This window comes from Peptoniphilus rachelemmaiella (assembly GCF_943169845.1).
GTDB classification, from domain to species: domain Bacteria; phylum Bacillota; class Clostridia; order Tissierellales; family Peptoniphilaceae; genus Aedoeadaptatus; species Aedoeadaptatus rachelemmaiella.
Window position 1 is genome coordinate 49,528 of the sequence record NZ_CALPBW010000011.1, and the last position, 15,006, is coordinate 64,533.

Annotated in this window: 23 protein-coding genes and 1 tRNA gene; 7 read left to right on the top strand and 17 right to left on the bottom strand. The window is 46.6% G+C overall.

Translation table 11 applies throughout. The annotated features are described in order from the left end of the window. Positions 1-2 precede the first annotated feature (2 nt). The 7 genes from KO087_RS06065 to KO087_RS06095 all read right to left on the bottom strand — a co-directional run bounded on the left by KO087_RS06065 (position 3) and on the right by KO087_RS06095 (position 3,005). Positions 3-1,124 (bottom strand): DUF2800 domain-containing protein, encoded by a 1,122-nt coding sequence (locus KO087_RS06065; RefSeq protein WP_215508406.1) that lies wholly within the window; start codon positions 1,122-1,124, stop codon positions 3-5. Continuing rightward, positions 1,124-1,462 carry a hypothetical protein gene (locus tag KO087_RS06070; protein ID WP_215508407.1) on the bottom strand — a complete coding sequence of 113 codons (339 nt, stop codon included), beginning with the start codon at positions 1,460-1,462 and terminating at the stop codon, positions 1,124-1,126. The genes KO087_RS06065 and KO087_RS06070 overlap by 1 nt, the downstream gene beginning before the upstream one ends. Continuing rightward, entirely contained in the window at positions 1,446-1,748 is a 303-nt protein-coding gene (locus KO087_RS06075) for a hypothetical protein (RefSeq protein WP_215508408.1), read from the bottom strand. Before KO087_RS06075 ends, KO087_RS06070 begins: the two co-directional genes overlap by 17 nt. Beyond that, positions 1,724-2,026: a hypothetical protein gene (locus KO087_RS06080; protein ID WP_215508409.1), complete on the bottom strand. Its 303-nt coding sequence runs from the start codon at positions 2,024-2,026 to the stop codon at positions 1,724-1,726. Before KO087_RS06080 ends, KO087_RS06075 begins: the two co-directional genes overlap by 25 nt. A 223-nt stretch (positions 2,027-2,249) precedes the next feature. Then, a complete protein-coding gene (locus KO087_RS06085) occupies positions 2,250-2,477 on the bottom strand; it encodes an excisionase family DNA-binding protein (protein ID WP_215508410.1) in 228 nt (75 codons plus the stop codon). An 18-nt stretch (positions 2,478-2,495) separates the two neighbouring features. Beyond that, on the bottom strand, positions 2,496-2,702 hold the full coding sequence (locus tag KO087_RS06090; RefSeq protein WP_215508411.1) for a hypothetical protein: 207 nt from the start codon (positions 2,700-2,702) through the stop codon (positions 2,496-2,498). 93 nt (positions 2,703-2,795) lie between these two features. Then, complete coding sequence (locus tag KO087_RS06095) at positions 2,796-3,005, bottom strand: helix-turn-helix domain-containing protein (RefSeq protein WP_215508412.1); 210 nt, start codon at positions 3,003-3,005, stop codon at positions 2,796-2,798. A 37-nt stretch (positions 3,006-3,042) separates the two neighbouring features. Between KO087_RS06095 and KO087_RS06100 the strand changes: the two genes are divergently transcribed. Next, on the top strand, positions 3,043-3,741 hold the full coding sequence (locus KO087_RS06100; RefSeq protein WP_215508413.1) for a hypothetical protein: 699 nt from the start codon (positions 3,043-3,045) through the stop codon (positions 3,739-3,741). Here the strand turns inward: KO087_RS06100 and KO087_RS06105 are convergent. From KO087_RS06105 to KO087_RS06120, 4 genes are all read right to left on the bottom strand, one after another. Then, on the bottom strand, positions 3,712-4,068 hold the full coding sequence (locus KO087_RS06105) for a hypothetical protein (protein WP_215508414.1): 357 nt from the start codon (positions 4,066-4,068) through the stop codon (positions 3,712-3,714). The two genes, KO087_RS06100 and KO087_RS06105, sit on opposite strands and share 30 nt — an antisense overlap. 64 nt (positions 4,069-4,132) lie before the next feature. Beyond that, entirely contained in the window at positions 4,133-4,276 is a 144-nt protein-coding gene (locus tag KO087_RS06110; protein WP_215508415.1) for a hypothetical protein, read from the bottom strand. An 18-nt stretch (positions 4,277-4,294) separates the two neighbouring features. Beyond that, complete coding sequence (locus KO087_RS06115; RefSeq protein WP_215508416.1) at positions 4,295-4,561, bottom strand: hypothetical protein; 267 nt, start codon at positions 4,559-4,561, stop codon at positions 4,295-4,297. Positions 4,562-4,604: 43 nt separating this feature from the next. Then, the gene (locus KO087_RS06120) at positions 4,605-4,802 is read right to left on the bottom strand and encodes a helix-turn-helix domain-containing protein (protein WP_215508417.1); all 198 of its coding nucleotides are present in this window, start codon (positions 4,800-4,802) and stop codon (positions 4,605-4,607) included. Positions 4,803-4,968: 166 nt separating this feature from the next. Between KO087_RS06120 and KO087_RS06125 the strand changes: the two genes are divergently transcribed. From KO087_RS06125 to KO087_RS06150, 6 genes are all read left to right on the top strand, one after another. Next, a complete protein-coding gene (locus KO087_RS06125; RefSeq protein ID WP_215508418.1) occupies positions 4,969-5,595 on the top strand; it encodes a LexA family protein in 627 nt (208 codons plus the stop codon). 45 nt (positions 5,596-5,640) lie between these two features. Then, on the top strand, positions 5,641-6,246 hold the full coding sequence (locus KO087_RS06130; protein WP_215508419.1) for a hypothetical protein: 606 nt from the start codon (positions 5,641-5,643) through the stop codon (positions 6,244-6,246). A 199-nt stretch (positions 6,247-6,445) separates the two neighbouring features. Next, a complete protein-coding gene (locus KO087_RS06135) occupies positions 6,446-7,003 on the top strand; it encodes a PH domain-containing protein (protein ID WP_215508431.1) in 558 nt (185 codons plus the stop codon). A gap of 138 nt (positions 7,004-7,141) precedes the next feature. Further along, positions 7,142-7,522 (top strand): hypothetical protein, encoded by a 381-nt coding sequence (locus KO087_RS06140; RefSeq protein ID WP_215508420.1) that lies wholly within the window; start codon positions 7,142-7,144, stop codon positions 7,520-7,522. 120 nt (positions 7,523-7,642) lie between these two features. Continuing rightward, complete coding sequence (locus KO087_RS06145) at positions 7,643-8,644, top strand: Abi family protein (RefSeq protein ID WP_215508421.1); 1,002 nt, start codon at positions 7,643-7,645, stop codon at positions 8,642-8,644. A gap of 110 nt (positions 8,645-8,754) precedes the next feature. Beyond that, positions 8,755-9,891, top strand: a complete 1,137-nt coding sequence (locus KO087_RS06150) for a tyrosine-type recombinase/integrase (protein ID WP_215508422.1) — start codon at positions 8,755-8,757, stop codon at positions 9,889-9,891. A gap of 123 nt (positions 9,892-10,014) precedes the next feature. Here KO087_RS06150 and KO087_RS06155 read toward each other — a convergent pair. The 6 genes from KO087_RS06155 to tnpA all read right to left on the bottom strand — a co-directional run. Beyond that, positions 10,015-10,090, bottom strand: a tRNA-Val gene (locus KO087_RS06155). Between the two features lie 105 nt (positions 10,091-10,195). After that, the gene (locus KO087_RS06160) at positions 10,196-11,050 is read right to left on the bottom strand and encodes a DUF4300 family protein (RefSeq protein WP_215508423.1); all 855 of its coding nucleotides are present in this window, start codon (positions 11,048-11,050) and stop codon (positions 10,196-10,198) included. Positions 11,051-11,189: 139 nt separating this feature from the next. After that, positions 11,190-12,197, bottom strand: a complete 1,008-nt coding sequence (locus tag KO087_RS06165; RefSeq protein WP_215508424.1) for an electron transfer flavoprotein subunit alpha/FixB family protein — start codon at positions 12,195-12,197, stop codon at positions 11,190-11,192. 28 nt (positions 12,198-12,225) lie between these two features. Next, positions 12,226-13,023, bottom strand: a complete 798-nt coding sequence (locus KO087_RS06170) for an electron transfer flavoprotein subunit beta/FixA family protein (RefSeq protein ID WP_215508425.1) — start codon at positions 13,021-13,023, stop codon at positions 12,226-12,228. 15 nt (positions 13,024-13,038) lie between these two features. Beyond that, positions 13,039-14,181, bottom strand: a complete 1,143-nt coding sequence (locus tag KO087_RS06175) for an acyl-CoA dehydrogenase (protein WP_215508426.1) — start codon at positions 14,179-14,181, stop codon at positions 13,039-13,041. A gap of 574 nt (positions 14,182-14,755) precedes the next feature. Next, positions 14,756-15,006 (bottom strand): IS200/IS605 family transposase (gene tnpA, locus KO087_RS06180; protein ID WP_215508427.1); only part of this gene is annotated, 251 nt, incomplete at its 5' end.

Sequence of the window (15,006 nt, forward strand, 5' to 3'; positions counted from 1 at the left end):
TCCTAATTTTCAAATTCAAAATCGTCTTCTACGGTGTTCATGGCCGGCCGCTTATCGCTTTCAGCCACCAGCGTCGGCTTTCCGGGCGGCTTCACCACCACCCCTTCGCCTAATTCGGCGAAAGCCTTTTTCCCTACTAAACTCTCAAGCTTCGTCAGCGTTTCCAGCTGCTTCGGCTTGTAGATACTTTCTTCGTCAAATCCTCCGGCGATGAGCCTTTCCGCTAAAGCCTCGGGATCGTCGATCCTGCGATTGCTTCGTCCTTCCACCAGCTTCAAACCGGGGAAGGATGCACCGGCAAGCGCCTCGTCCAGCGCATAGGCATCGATGTCCTTCAGCCATCCCTCGATTTCCTTCTTCGCGAGGATGATACGGGCAATCTCTCCCGCATCGAGGGAGGCTTTCCGCTTTAAATCCAGATACGCCTGCATCTGCTCCGCCCGTGCCCGGCAGGTGGTACGCACCTTGCAAAAGCCACACCAGTCGCCGGCGCAGAACTCGCCTTTTCCCTTGTAAGCGAGAGCGGCGGCGGGTCTTACCGTTTTTTCCAACCACTCTTCCAGCTCGCCCACCGTCATGGTGTAGGAAGAGATGCCGTCGAGCCGCACCTGCGCCACCGTCATGGTTATGTCGCGAATCGTGTAGTAAAAGGGGTGCATTTCGCGATAGGCACCCCATGCGTAAAGCATAAGCTGAGGATTCCTCTCCGGATCCACCACCACGCCCTTTCCGAACTTCAAGTCGATGATCTCCAGATGGCCGTTTTGCACGATGACGCAGTCTCCGGTGCCGAAGCCCTCCGGCACTACGTCGCTAAAGTCCAGCCGCTCTTCCACCAGCATTACCGCGCCGGCATCATCGGCGGCCTTTGCCTCATTAAGTCGCTCCAAGCAATAGCCCGTGTAGTCTTCCACCTCGTCGATCATGCCGGGGTAAAAGAGCTCATGATCCTTTAAATCCTCGTAGTCCTCCCCCTTCAAGATCCTTTCGGCGATGGCGTGGGCCAACGTGCCCTCTCGTGCATAGACACTTCCCGTGTCTGCCCTTTCCGCTTCCAGCCTTGCCGACGGCGTACAGTTCAGCCACCGATGAGCGCCGGAAGGGGATAGTAAGGCATGGCCCATCAGATCGCCCCCAAGTCCTTCATCACGGCTGCGAAGTCCTCCTCTTTCAAAGAGGAGATGTTCTTCGCCCCGTACTTGTCCAGGATCCCTTTTAGCTGCGTTCGCTTGTCCTTCGTGTTCTTCGCGGCGAAAAGGGCACGCACTTCGTCGCGGGAGACGGAGGACTTGGCGGCGGCTTCCTCTTTCGCGCTATTTTCTTCTGCTTTCGTCGTCACCGCTTCCACGGCATCCGCTGCCACCTCAGCCGAAGCGCCCTTAAAATACGCCATGGCCCCGCCGAGCATAGCAATGGCTTCGGTTAGTTGATCCAATCCTTCAATCTTAATCGTGACTTCCATCGAGACCCTCCTCACAGCGTAAAGATCTAATAATATTCCTGTATTGACGAACTGCATTATTGGCCAATGCATTAGGATTAGCTAAGAAATCACTTTCACTAATTGTTATAGGTCCACCGGTTAAAAAACAATCGATATAAAATTCATCCGGTTCATCGGCATACCATCTCAGATTATGCTGAAATCTATCGGATCCTTTATAAAGTTTAAACAGAAGACAAAATTCCCCATTATGAAAATGCCTCTTGAAACCCATTCGTTCTAATTTTTCTTTTGCTGCTTCCATCGAAATCCTCCAAATGTGCTATAATCATGGTGTGTTACTTCTTCTTGATCCCGTGACGGTTGCAGCCGTTGCGGGATTTTTTTATATGCTGCTTTAATCTTGTCGTAAGCCGGCCAAGAGACGATGATCCCCGTTCGGGAATAAATCCCCCTGATCGTTGCATCCGGTACACCCGTCACTTCGGCAACTGCTTCGGTAGGCCCGTAGGCCTGCAAAAGCGCGATCACTTTTGGCCGTACGTCGTCAAGTTGCACAGATGGTCTATATGGTCTATACATTCTCTCACCTCCTAAAACGGGTACTCACCGCGGGCTTTGCTATACGCCACAGCCCATTGAGACTTGGTGTCCAATTGAGTGACGCATGCGCCCTCGGCGATGGAGTCAAAAACCGGGTAAAGCAGCATCGTAATAAACACAATTAAGGCGACAATCGCCGCAGCCGCCCACCGGCGCCTCCGCACATACTTCGGCGCCATGGACATTCTCACAGCCCTATGTTTCATCTCGTGCCTCCCTTCTCAAGCCACTCGTCGAGCCACTCTTTTTTAAAAAGCCTTGCGCTTCCATTTAACGCAAACCTGATCTCGCCGATCCGCGCCAGCTGTTGGAGCGTGTCATACCCGATGCACAGATACGCCGCCGCTTCCTTCGGCCGAAACACTTCTTTAGGTACTTTTACAAGATCAATAATTTGGTCCAACTTCTCATCGATCCTTAAATCTTCCATATCACGCCTCCCAAAAAGCTACTTCGTCTTTCTTTCTTCCGCATCCACCACTTCCACATTGGCGAGACCTTCCGAAATAAACAGCTCCGCTAAATTCCCCATCGTCCAACCCGTGGTTTCACTTAACGCCCTAAGATCCTCAATCACATCCCGATCGATCCAAATCGCCGAAATACCACTGCGCCCACGTTCCTTACGCTTCTTAATTTCAATCTTGCAATCCATAAAAACCCCCATTTCGAAACAACTACATATAGATTGAGTTGTAAGTTTTATTGATTATTCATACTACATATAGTAGAATTAAATAAATTCGATTTACAAATTCATAAAAATTTTGCAAGCATCGTCAAAATCCAAGTGCAAAACATCGCAGATAGCCTTAACATCGCCGAGCCTTAAATTCTGCCCCTCATTTGAAATACGTCGATACAACGTGTCCTTGTTCATGCCGATAGCCTTTGCAAGACCCGTCATATTCATTCCGTTTTCGGCTATCTTTCCCTTTAACTTCAAAACATTCAGCACATACACACCCCCCTAAGAACCAACCGGTTACATAACCATGTGGAAAGGACATAATGAAATGCACAACAACCTACCGCAATCAACCATTGGGCAACTTCAAATCGCGACCGAAACCCTCGAAAAAATGAAACCGATGCTACTGCAGTTAAACGCTAATGTTCAACAGTTTCAACCGCTAATCGATAACCTTCAATCGGCTCTGCAGCTTGCATCATTAGGGCAACAGCACAAAAAAACATTAATGGCGCTTCAAAGTTCACTAAATGTACCGCTCAATTGCCTATTACCGGATCAATCATTCCTCGACCGGCTCAAAGCAGCACAAACCATTGCCGCCCAAGTAACCACACCGCCAATCGAGATACGCCGGAAGATAGAACTACCGCCGGTTTCCTATCCGGAAGGGGCTGTATATTCTTGGATAGAGCGTGAAACATACTCCTCGCCGAACCTGAACACTTCCGGAGATGTTTTTCTATATAGAGATGTCTCTGAAGTTTTAGATTCATGCAACGAAGAAGCAACCACCTCGGCAGAACGCGAATTCATAAGCGATGTAAAATCCTGGATCAAAGACCCCCAAAATTTAACGATCGTACTAATGACCGTGAACATTGCCGTAGACATAGCCATCCATTTCTTTTCAAGATACGATCTGGAACAAGCAAACTTTTACCTCACTCTTGCTGTGGACATACTCGAGGTGTTAACGAATTTTATTAAACGCATCGACTAACCACTTTAAACGCTTAGAAAGTGCAGCTTGCAATGAATCGATTGATTCAGTCTTAGCATTAGAATCTGAAATGCTGTGAAAACTTGAATTCTCACTGTTACTAACTTCAGAGGATCTCGAACATAGATCTTCATATTGTAGGTTCAAAAGAGCCACATACTCCGAAAAAATACAGCGATCAAAAGCCTCTTCCAGATCTGTAAGAGCGGACTTTGTACTTTCCGTTTGACTCGGGCACAATCGCTCCGTCAAGCTTTCCTTCGTATCCTGAAGAAGCCGAATGCGATCCCGGCATTGCCTTTTCAACTTTTCTACGTCTTTATCCATAAAAAACCTCCTCAAGCCGAATCAAGTCCCCTTGCTATTCGCCCTGCACCTCACATACAAAGTCCTAAATGCGATTCTGCAAGAATGTAAATAGCAAAAGCAAAAACCAGATGATGTCACTTGGCGCTTTAATCACCGGCTCCCGCCTAGACTCCAGCTTCTCGATCCTCTTTTCCAGATCCCTTAGCTGTTCTAATTCTTCTTCCACTTCACGCCTCCCAACCATCTAATCCAACTCGTCCTTCACACTTTCCGTCCGTGCAAGACCCTTCTTAATAAAGAGCCCCTCCAGATCCTTCAGGGACCAACCCGAAGCGGCACTCAAATCCTTATCGTTAGATTCGGGATAAATATCAAAATTCAAACCCAAACCCGTAAGCAGCAAATACAAATCATCTCGCGAAAGGCCCTTCTCCGAAATTAGGCGGAAGAGCCTTTTTTCTTTCTCCGGATCATCCGTAATCACCCGGAACCGGCGTAAATCATTTTCCATAGGCACCTCTTTTCCCTTATATGAATTGATATAGAATTAAATTCTACTTTTCGGGCAAAAAATTAATGTTGTCAATACTGATGTGATACGCATCCGATATGGCTTTCTGATTAATCACGTTCACCATCCAAGGACTTTTTTCCCACTTGATTAGCGTGTCCTTGCCGATACCAATGCGTTCAGCGGCTTCGAGTATCGTTAGCCCAGCATTGACCCGTGCAGCCTTCAAAGAGATTTGCAAAATAATACCCCTCCTTTCCTTGAAGTTAAATCCAGTGTAATAGAATTAAATTCTATTGTCAATAGGTTTTTAGAATTTAATTCTGTTTTTTTAGAGTTTTAGTTGCTATTTTCAGAATAATATTCTATACTTAAGTAAAGAAAACACTATGTATGGGAGCGATTCTATGGATACGATAAAAGACATTTTCAGCGAAAATCTTGGCCATTATATGGCGTTGCATGATCTTAATAATAAAGAATTAAGTGAGATATTAGGCGTAAGTGAAAGCACCGTTGGAAAATGGCTGCTTAAAAAAGCCATGCCCAGAATGGGGATCATCGAGAAACTTTCACGATACTTCGGCATCCAAAAGTCTGATCTCCTCGAACAAAAAGAACCCGAGCTTACATTTGTGGACCTATCGAAATCAATCAAAATTCCCGTCGTCGGGAAGATCCCGGCAGGCGTTCCCATAGAAGCCATCGAGGATATCATCGAGACCATCGACATCCCCGAAGACTGGACCAAAGGCGACAAAGAATACATCGGCCTGAGAGTCTCCGGCGACAGCATGTACCCCGTCCTCCTCGATGGCGACACCGTCGTCATCCAAGTCCAGCCCAGCGCCGAGACAGGCGACATCTGCGCCTGTTACGTCAACGGCTACGATGCCACCCTAAAACGCATATCCCTTACACCAAACTCAATCACCTTAAAACCCGAAAACCCCAACTACCCGCCAAAGACCTACACCCATCCGGGCGAAGTCACCATTGCCGGGAAAGTCGTCGAGGTAAGACGTAAGCTATAACTGCCGGGCTTCGGCCCGGCCCTGTATCCTAGAAAGGGGAAAATCATGTCAGCACGTACCAAAAAATGGAGTAAGAAAAAGAAAATCATCGTCGGCGTTATCGTGTTTTTTATCTTGGTGAGTCTGATTACACCGAGCAAAAAGAAGGACACTACGGCGGATAACGCAAACGCAACGAAAACGGAAGAAACGAAAAAACCAGAAAAGAAGAAAAAGGACAAAAATCTAAGTAAGGAAGAAGCCATCGAAGCTATCGCAGAAGCCGAGTCGCCACAAGAAAAATTTGACATCGCCGGCAAATTCGCCTTTGGAAAGAATTACACGTCCACTGAATTTTTTGGCGAAGGCGGCATCGATCGCGTCAACGTCGAATTTAAATTGGCCCCAAACCTAACAACAAATCTGGCAAAAGAAGGTTTTTTGATCGACTGCGGTGAGTTTATCGAGTTGACAAAAGACATCCAATACAATCAGCTTTTTATGGGCGCTAAAGCTACTTTTACGGATCAATATGGCAACGAATCCGAGAATTACGCTATGAAACTATTGATCCCGAAGAGCGAGATCGATAAAATCAACTTTGAAAACTTTAACTCTCAGAACCTGGCAAACATCGGCGAGGTGTGGGAACATCCTGCAATGCTCAAATAAACAAGCACATAAAAAAAGCCACTTACCGGCTGGACCACGGTAAAGGGGCGAGACGCCGTCACCATTGTCGGCAAAGTCGTCGAGGTAAGACGTAAGCTATAACTGCCGGGCTCCGGCCCGGCCCTGTGTCATAAAAAATAGAAGGCGAAATAAGGTTTTAGGCAAGAGGTAATTTAATCAATTCATAGGAGGAGAAGAAATGAAAACCGCAGAAGAAATGTTAGAATTCATGAAACTTCATAAGCTGGGATTCGGGGGATTCAGCGCCAACGAAAAAAGACACTTCAAAGTCTTGGAAAAACAGTTGAAGCCCAATGAAGACATTGACGTTTGCTTTATGGGCCTGCACAATTATAAAAGCGGGAGCAACCATAACGGCTACTGGGCATACGGTATAACAAAGGACAAGATTATTATGACTCAGAAGCGAGTCATCGGGGAACACGTCCTGGTCGTAAGCTTGCGCAACATCAACGATGTTTTCATGAAGACCGGCATTACATCGGGGATCTTAACCATTGACACCCGAGACGAGGTCTTCAATATATCAACCGACAAAAACTCCATTCGTAATATCCACGAGATGGTCACAAATAAATTATTTGAATACACTGAAAACCTACACAAAAACGTCGTAGATGGTGCCAATCCGACGAACAGCGCAGTCGATGAACTGATTAAGTGGAAAAACCTACTTGACCAGGGAATCATTACTGAAGAAGAATTCGAAAGAAAAAAATTCGAAATCCTAAAGTAGTACATTACACTTATAAAAAAGCCCCTACCCTGCTGCAACAGGATAAGGGAACGACATAATCATAAGACCACCCCACCCCATTCCAATTTATTTCTAATTTGTTGGAATAAATATTTTGTAACTCGAAAGGAACTAGGCATGGAAAAAAATTACAGAGTCATCGAAATTCTGAATAAGAAAGAACTTCTTATAAATTATGGGGGAAATGATGGTGCAAAGAAGGGACGGCATATCCGAATATCAGACATAGGAGAACCGGTTACAGATCCGGAAACTAACGAAAAATTGGGAACCCTTGATGTTATTAAAGGCACCCTTGAAATACACGCAGTATATCCTGAATTCTCCATTTGTCGAGACATTACGCGATATGAACGTGAACTGTTACCGGGTCTTGGACTGAAAACCAAAACTGAGACGGTCTTTCACCCATTAAACGTAGAAGAAAAAGACATTACTAACCGATGGCCTAAACCCATCCCCCCAATAAAGGTGGGTGATAATATTGAGTTGTTATAAATCGTGCTTGAAAATGTCCTTTGCCCATGGTATTATGATGGCATACCGGACCGATACCATCGGTCATCTACGAGGCTCTGTGGCATTTTGCCCAGGGCCTTTTGTTATTGGAGTTGAAGGATGACTGCATACGATAAACCCTATTTAAGTTTTGATGAACAGGTGCTTCACCTTCATAGTGAGTATGGGTTGATTATTCAGGACAAATCACTCGGCGCAACAATTCTTCAAAGCATTTCTTATTATGATTTAATCAATGGATACAAGGAATGCTTCATGATAAATAATGCATTCGAGGCTGGAACCTCGCTTGATGAACTCTATCAGTTTTATAAACTAGACAGAGATATTCAAAAACAATTGTTAAGCACCAGTGCAAAAGTTGAAACAAGGTTTAAGAACATACTGGCTCATATAATGGCGAAAAATTTCGGCGTTGATGTCAGTGATTACTTAAACCCGATATATTATAAGAAAAATAAAAATGCAAACAAAATCTTGTCCGACCTCATAGCGCTATCAACCGACACCCATGTTCTAAATCCTACAAGACACTACCAGAGAACGAAAAATCATATTCCTCCGTGGATTTTGATGAAAAATGCCACATTTAATAACTCCATCGATCTATTCAAAGAAATGAATAGTCAATATGCGGCAGAGGTTTGTGAAGAACTGGTACCTAGAGCCCTCAAGAGTAACTATAAAAAGGAATTTGCGAACAATGCACTTATCATCGTTCGTAAATTTAGAAATAAGATAGCACATAATTTAAAGTTTATTACATTTCGAACATCACACGTTAAACAGAATAAAGTTGTTGGAGAACAAATTATAGTTAAAAATCTTTCTCATGTTTATAAAGGAACACTTATAGAAGGTAATGATTTTAAAGAAAAACGTGGTCGGAACGATCCATATGCAATGATTCTATGTTTAATATCATTGCTCAGAGAACCTTTCCTTGTCGCAGACTTTATTGAATCTATCATTTTAGAAATTAATAGAATTAAAAGTTTACCCAATGGAGAAGATGCTTTTAATCGTTATTGTTCTATTTCCGGGATACCGTTCAACATTGACCGCAGACTTACTCGTCTTTATCGTGAAATTATCAAATAAAAAAGCCCCTCACCGTCTGGACACGGTAAAGGGGCGAGGATTGGAGGCGTGATATAACCCACAATCGCAACCACATTATATCACAGCCTCCGGGAAAGGAGGCATTTTTTATGTCATGGAAAAAAATCGGTAAGAACAAGTACAAAATGGATGTTGAGCGGCAAGTAAATGGCCGCCGGAAACGGAAGGTCAAGACCTACACCACCGACCTCAAGGGCCGTGATCTCACCCGCTTTATGCAGGCTAAGGAAAATGAGGCGTATGATAAACTCGGAAAGTCCGACGATGTTGTCGATTACAGCGAGATTACCTATCGGCAATTTGTCGACGTTTTTATGGACTCCCGCGAGGTCGAGGGTAAGAGCGTAGATTTTTACGAGTATTGTCTCCGCGGCCATTGTCTCAATTACTTTAAAGACAAAAAAATAAAATTAATCAAACGGGCCGATGTCGTGGACTTTATAAAAAAACTCCAAAAATATATCTCCCCACGCACGGGAGAGCCGCTTGGACCAAAGACCATCAGGCACCATCGCAACTGTCTCGCGACGCTATTTAATCACGCACAATACCTTGAGATCATCGACAAAAACCCGGCGGACTATATCAAAACCGATCCCGTGCCCAATCAGGTCAAGGGCCGCTACTACGAGCCGGAGGACGTCGACCGCCTCCTCTCCACACTGGAGAGCGAGGGCGACTATAAATACTATGTCTTTTTTGTCCTCCAGCTCTACACCGGATGCAGGCCGTCCGAAATGTACGGTCTCACGTGGGATAAAATCGACTTTGACCGCGGGATCATCACCATCGATCAGGCATTAGTTAAAAGCAAGTCCGCCGGCTACGTCGTAAAAAGCACCAAGGCCCATGACGTGCGGACAAAACCCATGCCCGCTTACATCGAGGTTATGCTTAAAAAGCTACAATCCATCAGCCTTGGTGTCACGGACTACGTCTTTACAAACGCCGACGGCGATCACCTCGGCGAGCGGGCCTTTAGAGAGTACCTCCGCCGCTTTTGTGATCGGCACGGCTTGCCCTATATCCCACCATACGGCATCCGCCACACCACCGGCACACTTTTAGCCGCACGCGGGATCCCCATTGCCAACGTCGCCAAGCAATTAGGCCACGCCTCGACCCAAACGACGACAAAATATATCCACGCCACCCAGAGCGTGGATGAAGAAGCCGAGAACATCTTGGCCGAGATCGCAAAGCCAAAGCTGCGCATTATCAATTAAAAAAGCGGGGAAAAAAGCGGGGAAGCGGGGTAAAACTAGACGTAACCAGACGCAACTAAACGATAACAGCAAAAGAAAAACGGCTGAATTGCAACGCTAGAAGCAATCAGCCGTAATCAACTATGGTGGACAGTACTGGACTTGAACCAGCGACCCCTACGATGTCAACGTAGTGCTCTACCAACTGAGCTAACTCTCCAAACCATTTCGGTAGCTATTAGTATACCAAGCTTTAACGAAAATGGCAAGAGAATTTTACAGGGCAAGCTTTTTCGCCGGCGGTTGCGGCGAAAGGCATCTGTTTTCACCCCACGGCGTCCACGTAGCGGGCGTTATCCATAATAAACGGCGGCGCCACGCCGGGATCCAGGTCGTCTTTAAATTTGTCTTTTAAATAAGCGTAGCAGGCATCTTTCGTGGGAAATTTCAGGGCTTGGTAGGGCTCTTCAAAGGAGATTTTTTCCACAAACACATAGCCTTCCTCGGCCTTCACCAGCACGCCGACGTGGCCGATAAACAGATAATTGCCGTCTAGATTGTCGTGAAGCACCACGGAGATCATGGAAGCGCCGGCGGGAAAGGTGATTTGCGACAAATACTTTTCCATGACTTGGCCCTGGTGGGCGGCTTCCTTGCTGTCGTCGGTTTTCACGCGGCTGAACAATCGGGTAAAGGCGGCGGTTTCTTTTTCATCGAGCAGGGGCCGGGCGGCGAGGGATTCTTTGTCCATAAAGAGCATGGCGTCGTCGCTGTTGATGTTCTCGGGAACGACCAGGCCGTCTTTTAAAAGGACAAAGGCGTTGATCCGGCAATTGGTGTCGGGGCCCTTTTTCTTGTTTCTGTCCCGCGCGTCCATGATTGCGCCCACGTCGTTTTTCGGCACACGGGGCTTGTCGAAAGCGGCGTGCAAAAGGCCGTCGCCGACGGAGGCATTGTAGTCGCGGACCAGGTCGAAAAACTGGTCCACGTCTTTTCCGTTTAATGTGGTTTTTAATGCGTTTTCCACTTCCCGCACATCTGCCTTCTCCGCCAAATTGGATGTAGGCTGAGCGGCGCGGGGGCGCTCGGTGGCGGGTGTTTCCTGCACCGCAGGCGGTGCGGCGCAAGCGGTGAGGGCCGCAACACACAGCCCAAAAATAGCAATGATGGGTCGATTCATAGTCTCTTCCTTCTTCTTTTTTATTTTATCGTGGCCGTGAGGTTCGTCGGCTCATTTTCCACCTATGATCTTACCTGTTTTTGCCCGACAAAAAAAGCCCCTACCCATGGGGTAAGAGCTTTTTGAAACGAAATGATTATTAGACTTCTTCTTTAGCGGCTTTGGCTTTTTTGTATTGTTCGATTAATTTCGGCAATACTTTGTTCAAGTCGCCAACGATACCCAAGTCAGCTACATCGAAAATCGGTGCGGCATCGCTCTTGTTAATGGCGATGATGAGGCCCGATTCTTCCATCCCTGCCAAGTGTTGGATGGCGCCGGAAATACCCAGTGCGAAGTAGATGTCGGGGCGGACGGTTTTACCCGTTTGACCGACTTGACGTGCTTTTTCGATCCAGCCTGCGTCGACGGAAGCACGAGAGGAGGAAATTTCACCTTCCATGGCTTCTGCCAATTCAGCCAACAAGTCGAAACCTTCCGGTCCACCGAGACCGCGACCGCCGGAAACCAGGATTCTGGCTTCGGTGATGTCGAGTTTCTTCTTTTCTTCTTTAGCCACTTCGATGATCTTAACGTTCATGTCGGCATCCGTTAAGCCGACATCTTCCATGATGACTTCGCCCTTGCGGTCGTTGTCATTGTCCATGGGGGTCATAACGCCGGGACGTACCGTTGCCATTTGGGGACGGAAGTTTTGGCAAACGATGGTAGCCATTAAGTTACCGCCGAATGCGGGACGGGTCATGCGAAGCAATCTGGTTTCAGCGTCGATTTCAAGGCCGGTACAGTCAGCCGTCAAACCGGTATGGATACGAGCGGCCAAACGGGGTGCCAAGTCACGACCGATAGAGGTAGCGCCGAAGAGCACGATTTCCGGTTCGTATCTTTGAACGATGGTGTAAATGGACTTTGCGTAGGGCTCGGTCACATATTCTTTTAAAAGAGGATGATCGACGACGATAACCTTGTCGGCACCGTGGTGGATCAAAACGTCCGCTTTTGCTTTAACGTTTTCGCCTAATAAAATGGCGTAGACTTCTTGGCCAAGGTCATCGGCTAATTCTCTGGCCTTACCAATCAGTTCCGTCGATACTTTTTGTAATTCTCCATCTCGCTGTTCAGCGATGACAAATACATTTTTACTCATTTCATTCACGCTCCTTGTTTGGCCAATGTTAAATCAGGTACTTTTCTTCCAACTTGGAGATGATGGCGTGTGCTGCCTCTTCGGGAGACAGATCTTTCAGTACGATACCTGCGCCCTTGCCTTGTTTTGCTTCGGACTTCACAACCTTCGTCGGGGAGCCCTTCAAACCTAAGTTGGATACATCTACATTGTCTTTTACATCTTCTAAAGACCAAACAGTTACGTCTTTTTCGTATGCATCATAGACGCCTGCAACGGTCATGTAGCGCGGTTCGGCCAATTCTGCCAAAGCGGTAATGACGCAAGGTGTCTTGATTTCGATTAAGTGGTAGCGGTCTTCGAATTGACGTTTAACACGGATGGTGTTGTCGTCAACTACTTCTAAACCTTCGGCATAAGATACTTGAGGCAGGCCCAAGTGTTCGGCCATTTGCGGACCGACTTGTGCCGTATCGCCGTCGATGGCTTGACGACCGGCGAGGATTAAGTCGTAGTCGCCGATGGTCTTTAAGCCGGCAGCAATGGTTTGGCTGGTAGCCCACGTATCGGCACCGCCGAATGCGCGGTCGGACAAGAGGATCGCTTCGTCAGCGCCCATAGCCAATGCTTCTCTTAAAGCATCTTCCGCTTGCGGCGGTCCCATGGAAAGAACCGTGACCTTGGTGTCCGGATATTCATCCTTAATACGCAAAGCCATTTCGATGGCGGCTTTGTCGTCGGGGTTGATAATACTCGGTACGCCGTCTCTGATCAGTGTATTCGTCTTCGGATCCAAACGGACTTCCGTTGTATCCGGTACCTGTTTTGCACAGACAATAATTTTCATGGTAAACGCCTCCTGTTATTTAACGCCCATCCAGCCAGCAATAACCATACGCATAACTTCCGAAGTACCTTCGTAAATTTCGGTAATCTTCGCATCGCGCATCATACGTTCAACCGGGTAGTCCTTAATGTAGCCGTAACCGCCGAGAAGTTGAACCGCTCTGTTGGTGAGTTCAGATGCCGTTTCAGCTGCGAATAATTTTGCCATGGCTGCATAGTGACCGTAGGGAATCTTCTTTCCTTTTGCATCGGCTGCGCGGTAAACCAAAAGTCTGGCTGCATCGGCCTTGGTTTGCATGTTGGCCAAGGTGAATTGCGTGTTTTGGAATTGAGATAACCGCTTACCGAATTGCGATCTTTCCTTCGTGTATTGAACCGCTTCATCGATAGCGCCTTGAGCGATACCGGCTGCTTGCGATGCGATACCGATACGGCCGCCGTCTAAGGTCTTCATAGCAACGGCAAAGCCCTTGCCTTCTCTACCTAAGAGGTTTTCCTTGGGAATGCGGCAATCTTCCATAATCAATTCGCAAGTGGAAGAAGCACGGATACCCATTTTGTTTTCAGCTTCACCGACGCGGAAGCCCGGTGCGTCGCGGTCAACGATAAATGCGGAAATACCGTGGTTGCCCTTGGAGCGATCGGTCATGGCAAAGATAACAAATACATCAGCGATGCCTGCGTTGGTGATGAAAATCTTGGTACCGTTCAATACCCATTCGTCGCCGTCTAATACAGCGATGGTTTGTTGACCGGAAGCGTCGGTACCGGCATTGGGTTCGGTCAAACCGAAAGCGCCCAATTTCTTGCCGCTTAATAAATCCGGTAAGTATTTCATCTTTTGTTCTTCTGTACCGTTTTCATAAATCGGTGCACAGCACAGAGAAGTATGTGCGGATACAATAACGCCCGTGCTGGCGCACTTTTTGGAAAGTTCTTCGACGAGCATGGAATAAGCGAGGTAATCGCCGCCTTGTCCGCCGTATTCCTTCGGGAAAGGTACACCAAAGAAGCCGGCCTTTGCCATCTTCTTAATGTTTTCCATGGGCGGTTCACCGGTTTCGTCAATGTCACCGGCGATGGGTTCTACTTCTGTTTCTGCAAACTCCCGATAGAGTTGGCGCAACAGTAGATGTTGTTTGTCCATAATAAAATCCATATTCAAATCCCCCTTGTTTCGACAAGATTTGTACAAGAACATCGTACATGCAGTGTGTGAACCATTTCGTTTGAAAGATGTCCTCGGACACCGCTTACCTCTATTATAAACGATTTTTTAACAATGTTAAGACCTTTTTGTCAGATTTTTCACTTTTATTTTTTTCTTTACGCCAGAAAACCGCTACACCCGTTGAAAATACAGGATTTACGGCGAAAAAATAAATTTGAAAAGTTTTAAAAAATTCACGAAAAAAATCGAAAAGCCTCCCTTCGCCCACTTTTTCCGCTCTGTGAAAGGCTCTGAAAACATTTCGATGGACAAAAATTTTTCAAATTCACACCGACCCCTTTCGCCTTTTTGAAACCACATCGGTATTCATTTGTATCCTCCGAAAAATTGCCCCGATCATTCCAATAAAATGAAAAATTACAAGCCCCTTTTCCAAAGGGCTGTTCCCAACAATAAACATCCCCCGGCGTAGCCGGGGGTTTTTCTTTATCGGCCCAAAGGGCCTGCATTACTAGCTGCGCCTGAAGGGCGTCGGTGGTCTGCCCGTGCTAACGTTACTTGGCTACCCCTTGAAGGGGTTCGTCGTGTCGAAGGTTAATTGCTCACTTATTTGATCTTCTTTCAGTTGATTCTGAATGTATTCTTGTATCTTTTTAGCGTTTTTTCCCGCTGTATCAACGTAATATCCTCGGCACCAAAACTGCCTTCCCCTATATTTAAATTTCATGTCTCCCCATCGTTCATAGATCATGATACTGCTCTTACCTTTTAGAAAGCCCATGAATGAAGATACAGATAGTTTGGGTGGGATCT

Excerpts from the sequence above, each read along its gene's own strand:
- KO087_RS06115 (WP_215508416.1), bottom strand. The coding sequence starts at position 4,561 with ATGGAAAATGATTTACGCCGGTTCCGGGTGATTACGGATGATCCGGAG.
- KO087_RS06150 (WP_215508422.1), top strand. The coding sequence starts at position 8,755 with ATGTCATGGAAAAAAATCGGTAAGAACAAGTACAAAATGGATGTTGAG.
- KO087_RS06160 (WP_215508423.1), bottom strand. The coding sequence starts at position 11,050 with ATGAATCGACCCATCATTGCTATTTTTGGGCTGTGTGTTGCGGCCCTC.
- KO087_RS06080 (WP_215508409.1), bottom strand. The coding sequence starts at position 2,026 with ATGTATAGACCATATAGACCATCTGTGCAACTTGACGACGTACGGCCA.
- KO087_RS06125 (WP_215508418.1), top strand. The coding sequence starts at position 4,969 with ATGGATACGATAAAAGACATTTTCAGCGAAAATCTTGGCCATTATATG.
- KO087_RS06085 (WP_215508410.1), bottom strand. The coding sequence starts at position 2,477 with ATGGAAGATTTAAGGATCGATGAGAAGTTGGACCAAATTATTGATCTT.
- KO087_RS06075 (WP_215508408.1), bottom strand. The coding sequence starts at position 1,748 with ATGGAAGCAGCAAAAGAAAAATTAGAACGAATGGGTTTCAAGAGGCAT.
- KO087_RS06165 (WP_215508424.1), bottom strand. The coding sequence starts at position 12,197 with ATGAGTAAAAATGTATTTGTCATCGCTGAACAGCGAGATGGAGAATTA.
- KO087_RS06175 (WP_215508426.1), bottom strand. The coding sequence starts at position 14,181 with ATGGATTTTATTATGGACAAACAACATCTACTGTTGCGCCAACTCTAT.
- KO087_RS06105 (WP_215508414.1), bottom strand. The coding sequence starts at position 4,068 with ATGGATAAAGACGTAGAAAAGTTGAAAAGGCAATGCCGGGATCGCATT.
- KO087_RS06145 (WP_215508421.1), top strand. The coding sequence starts at position 7,643 with ATGACTGCATACGATAAACCCTATTTAAGTTTTGATGAACAGGTGCTT.
- KO087_RS06065 (WP_215508406.1), bottom strand. The coding sequence starts at position 1,124 with ATGGGCCATGCCTTACTATCCCCTTCCGGCGCTCATCGGTGGCTGAAC.
- KO087_RS06140 (WP_215508420.1), top strand. The coding sequence starts at position 7,142 with ATGGAAAAAAATTACAGAGTCATCGAAATTCTGAATAAGAAAGAACTT.
- KO087_RS06090 (WP_215508411.1), bottom strand. The coding sequence starts at position 2,702 with ATGGATTGCAAGATTGAAATTAAGAAGCGTAAGGAACGTGGGCGCAGT.
- KO087_RS06130 (WP_215508419.1), top strand. The coding sequence starts at position 5,641 with ATGTCAGCACGTACCAAAAAATGGAGTAAGAAAAAGAAAATCATCGTC.
- KO087_RS06135 (WP_215508431.1), top strand. The coding sequence starts at position 6,446 with ATGAAAACCGCAGAAGAAATGTTAGAATTCATGAAACTTCATAAGCTG.
- KO087_RS06070 (WP_215508407.1), bottom strand. The coding sequence starts at position 1,462 with ATGGAAGTCACGATTAAGATTGAAGGATTGGATCAACTAACCGAAGCC.
- KO087_RS06100 (WP_215508413.1), top strand. The coding sequence starts at position 3,043 with ATGTGGAAAGGACATAATGAAATGCACAACAACCTACCGCAATCAACC.
- KO087_RS06170 (WP_215508425.1), bottom strand. The coding sequence starts at position 13,023 with ATGAAAATTATTGTCTGTGCAAAACAGGTACCGGATACAACGGAAGTC.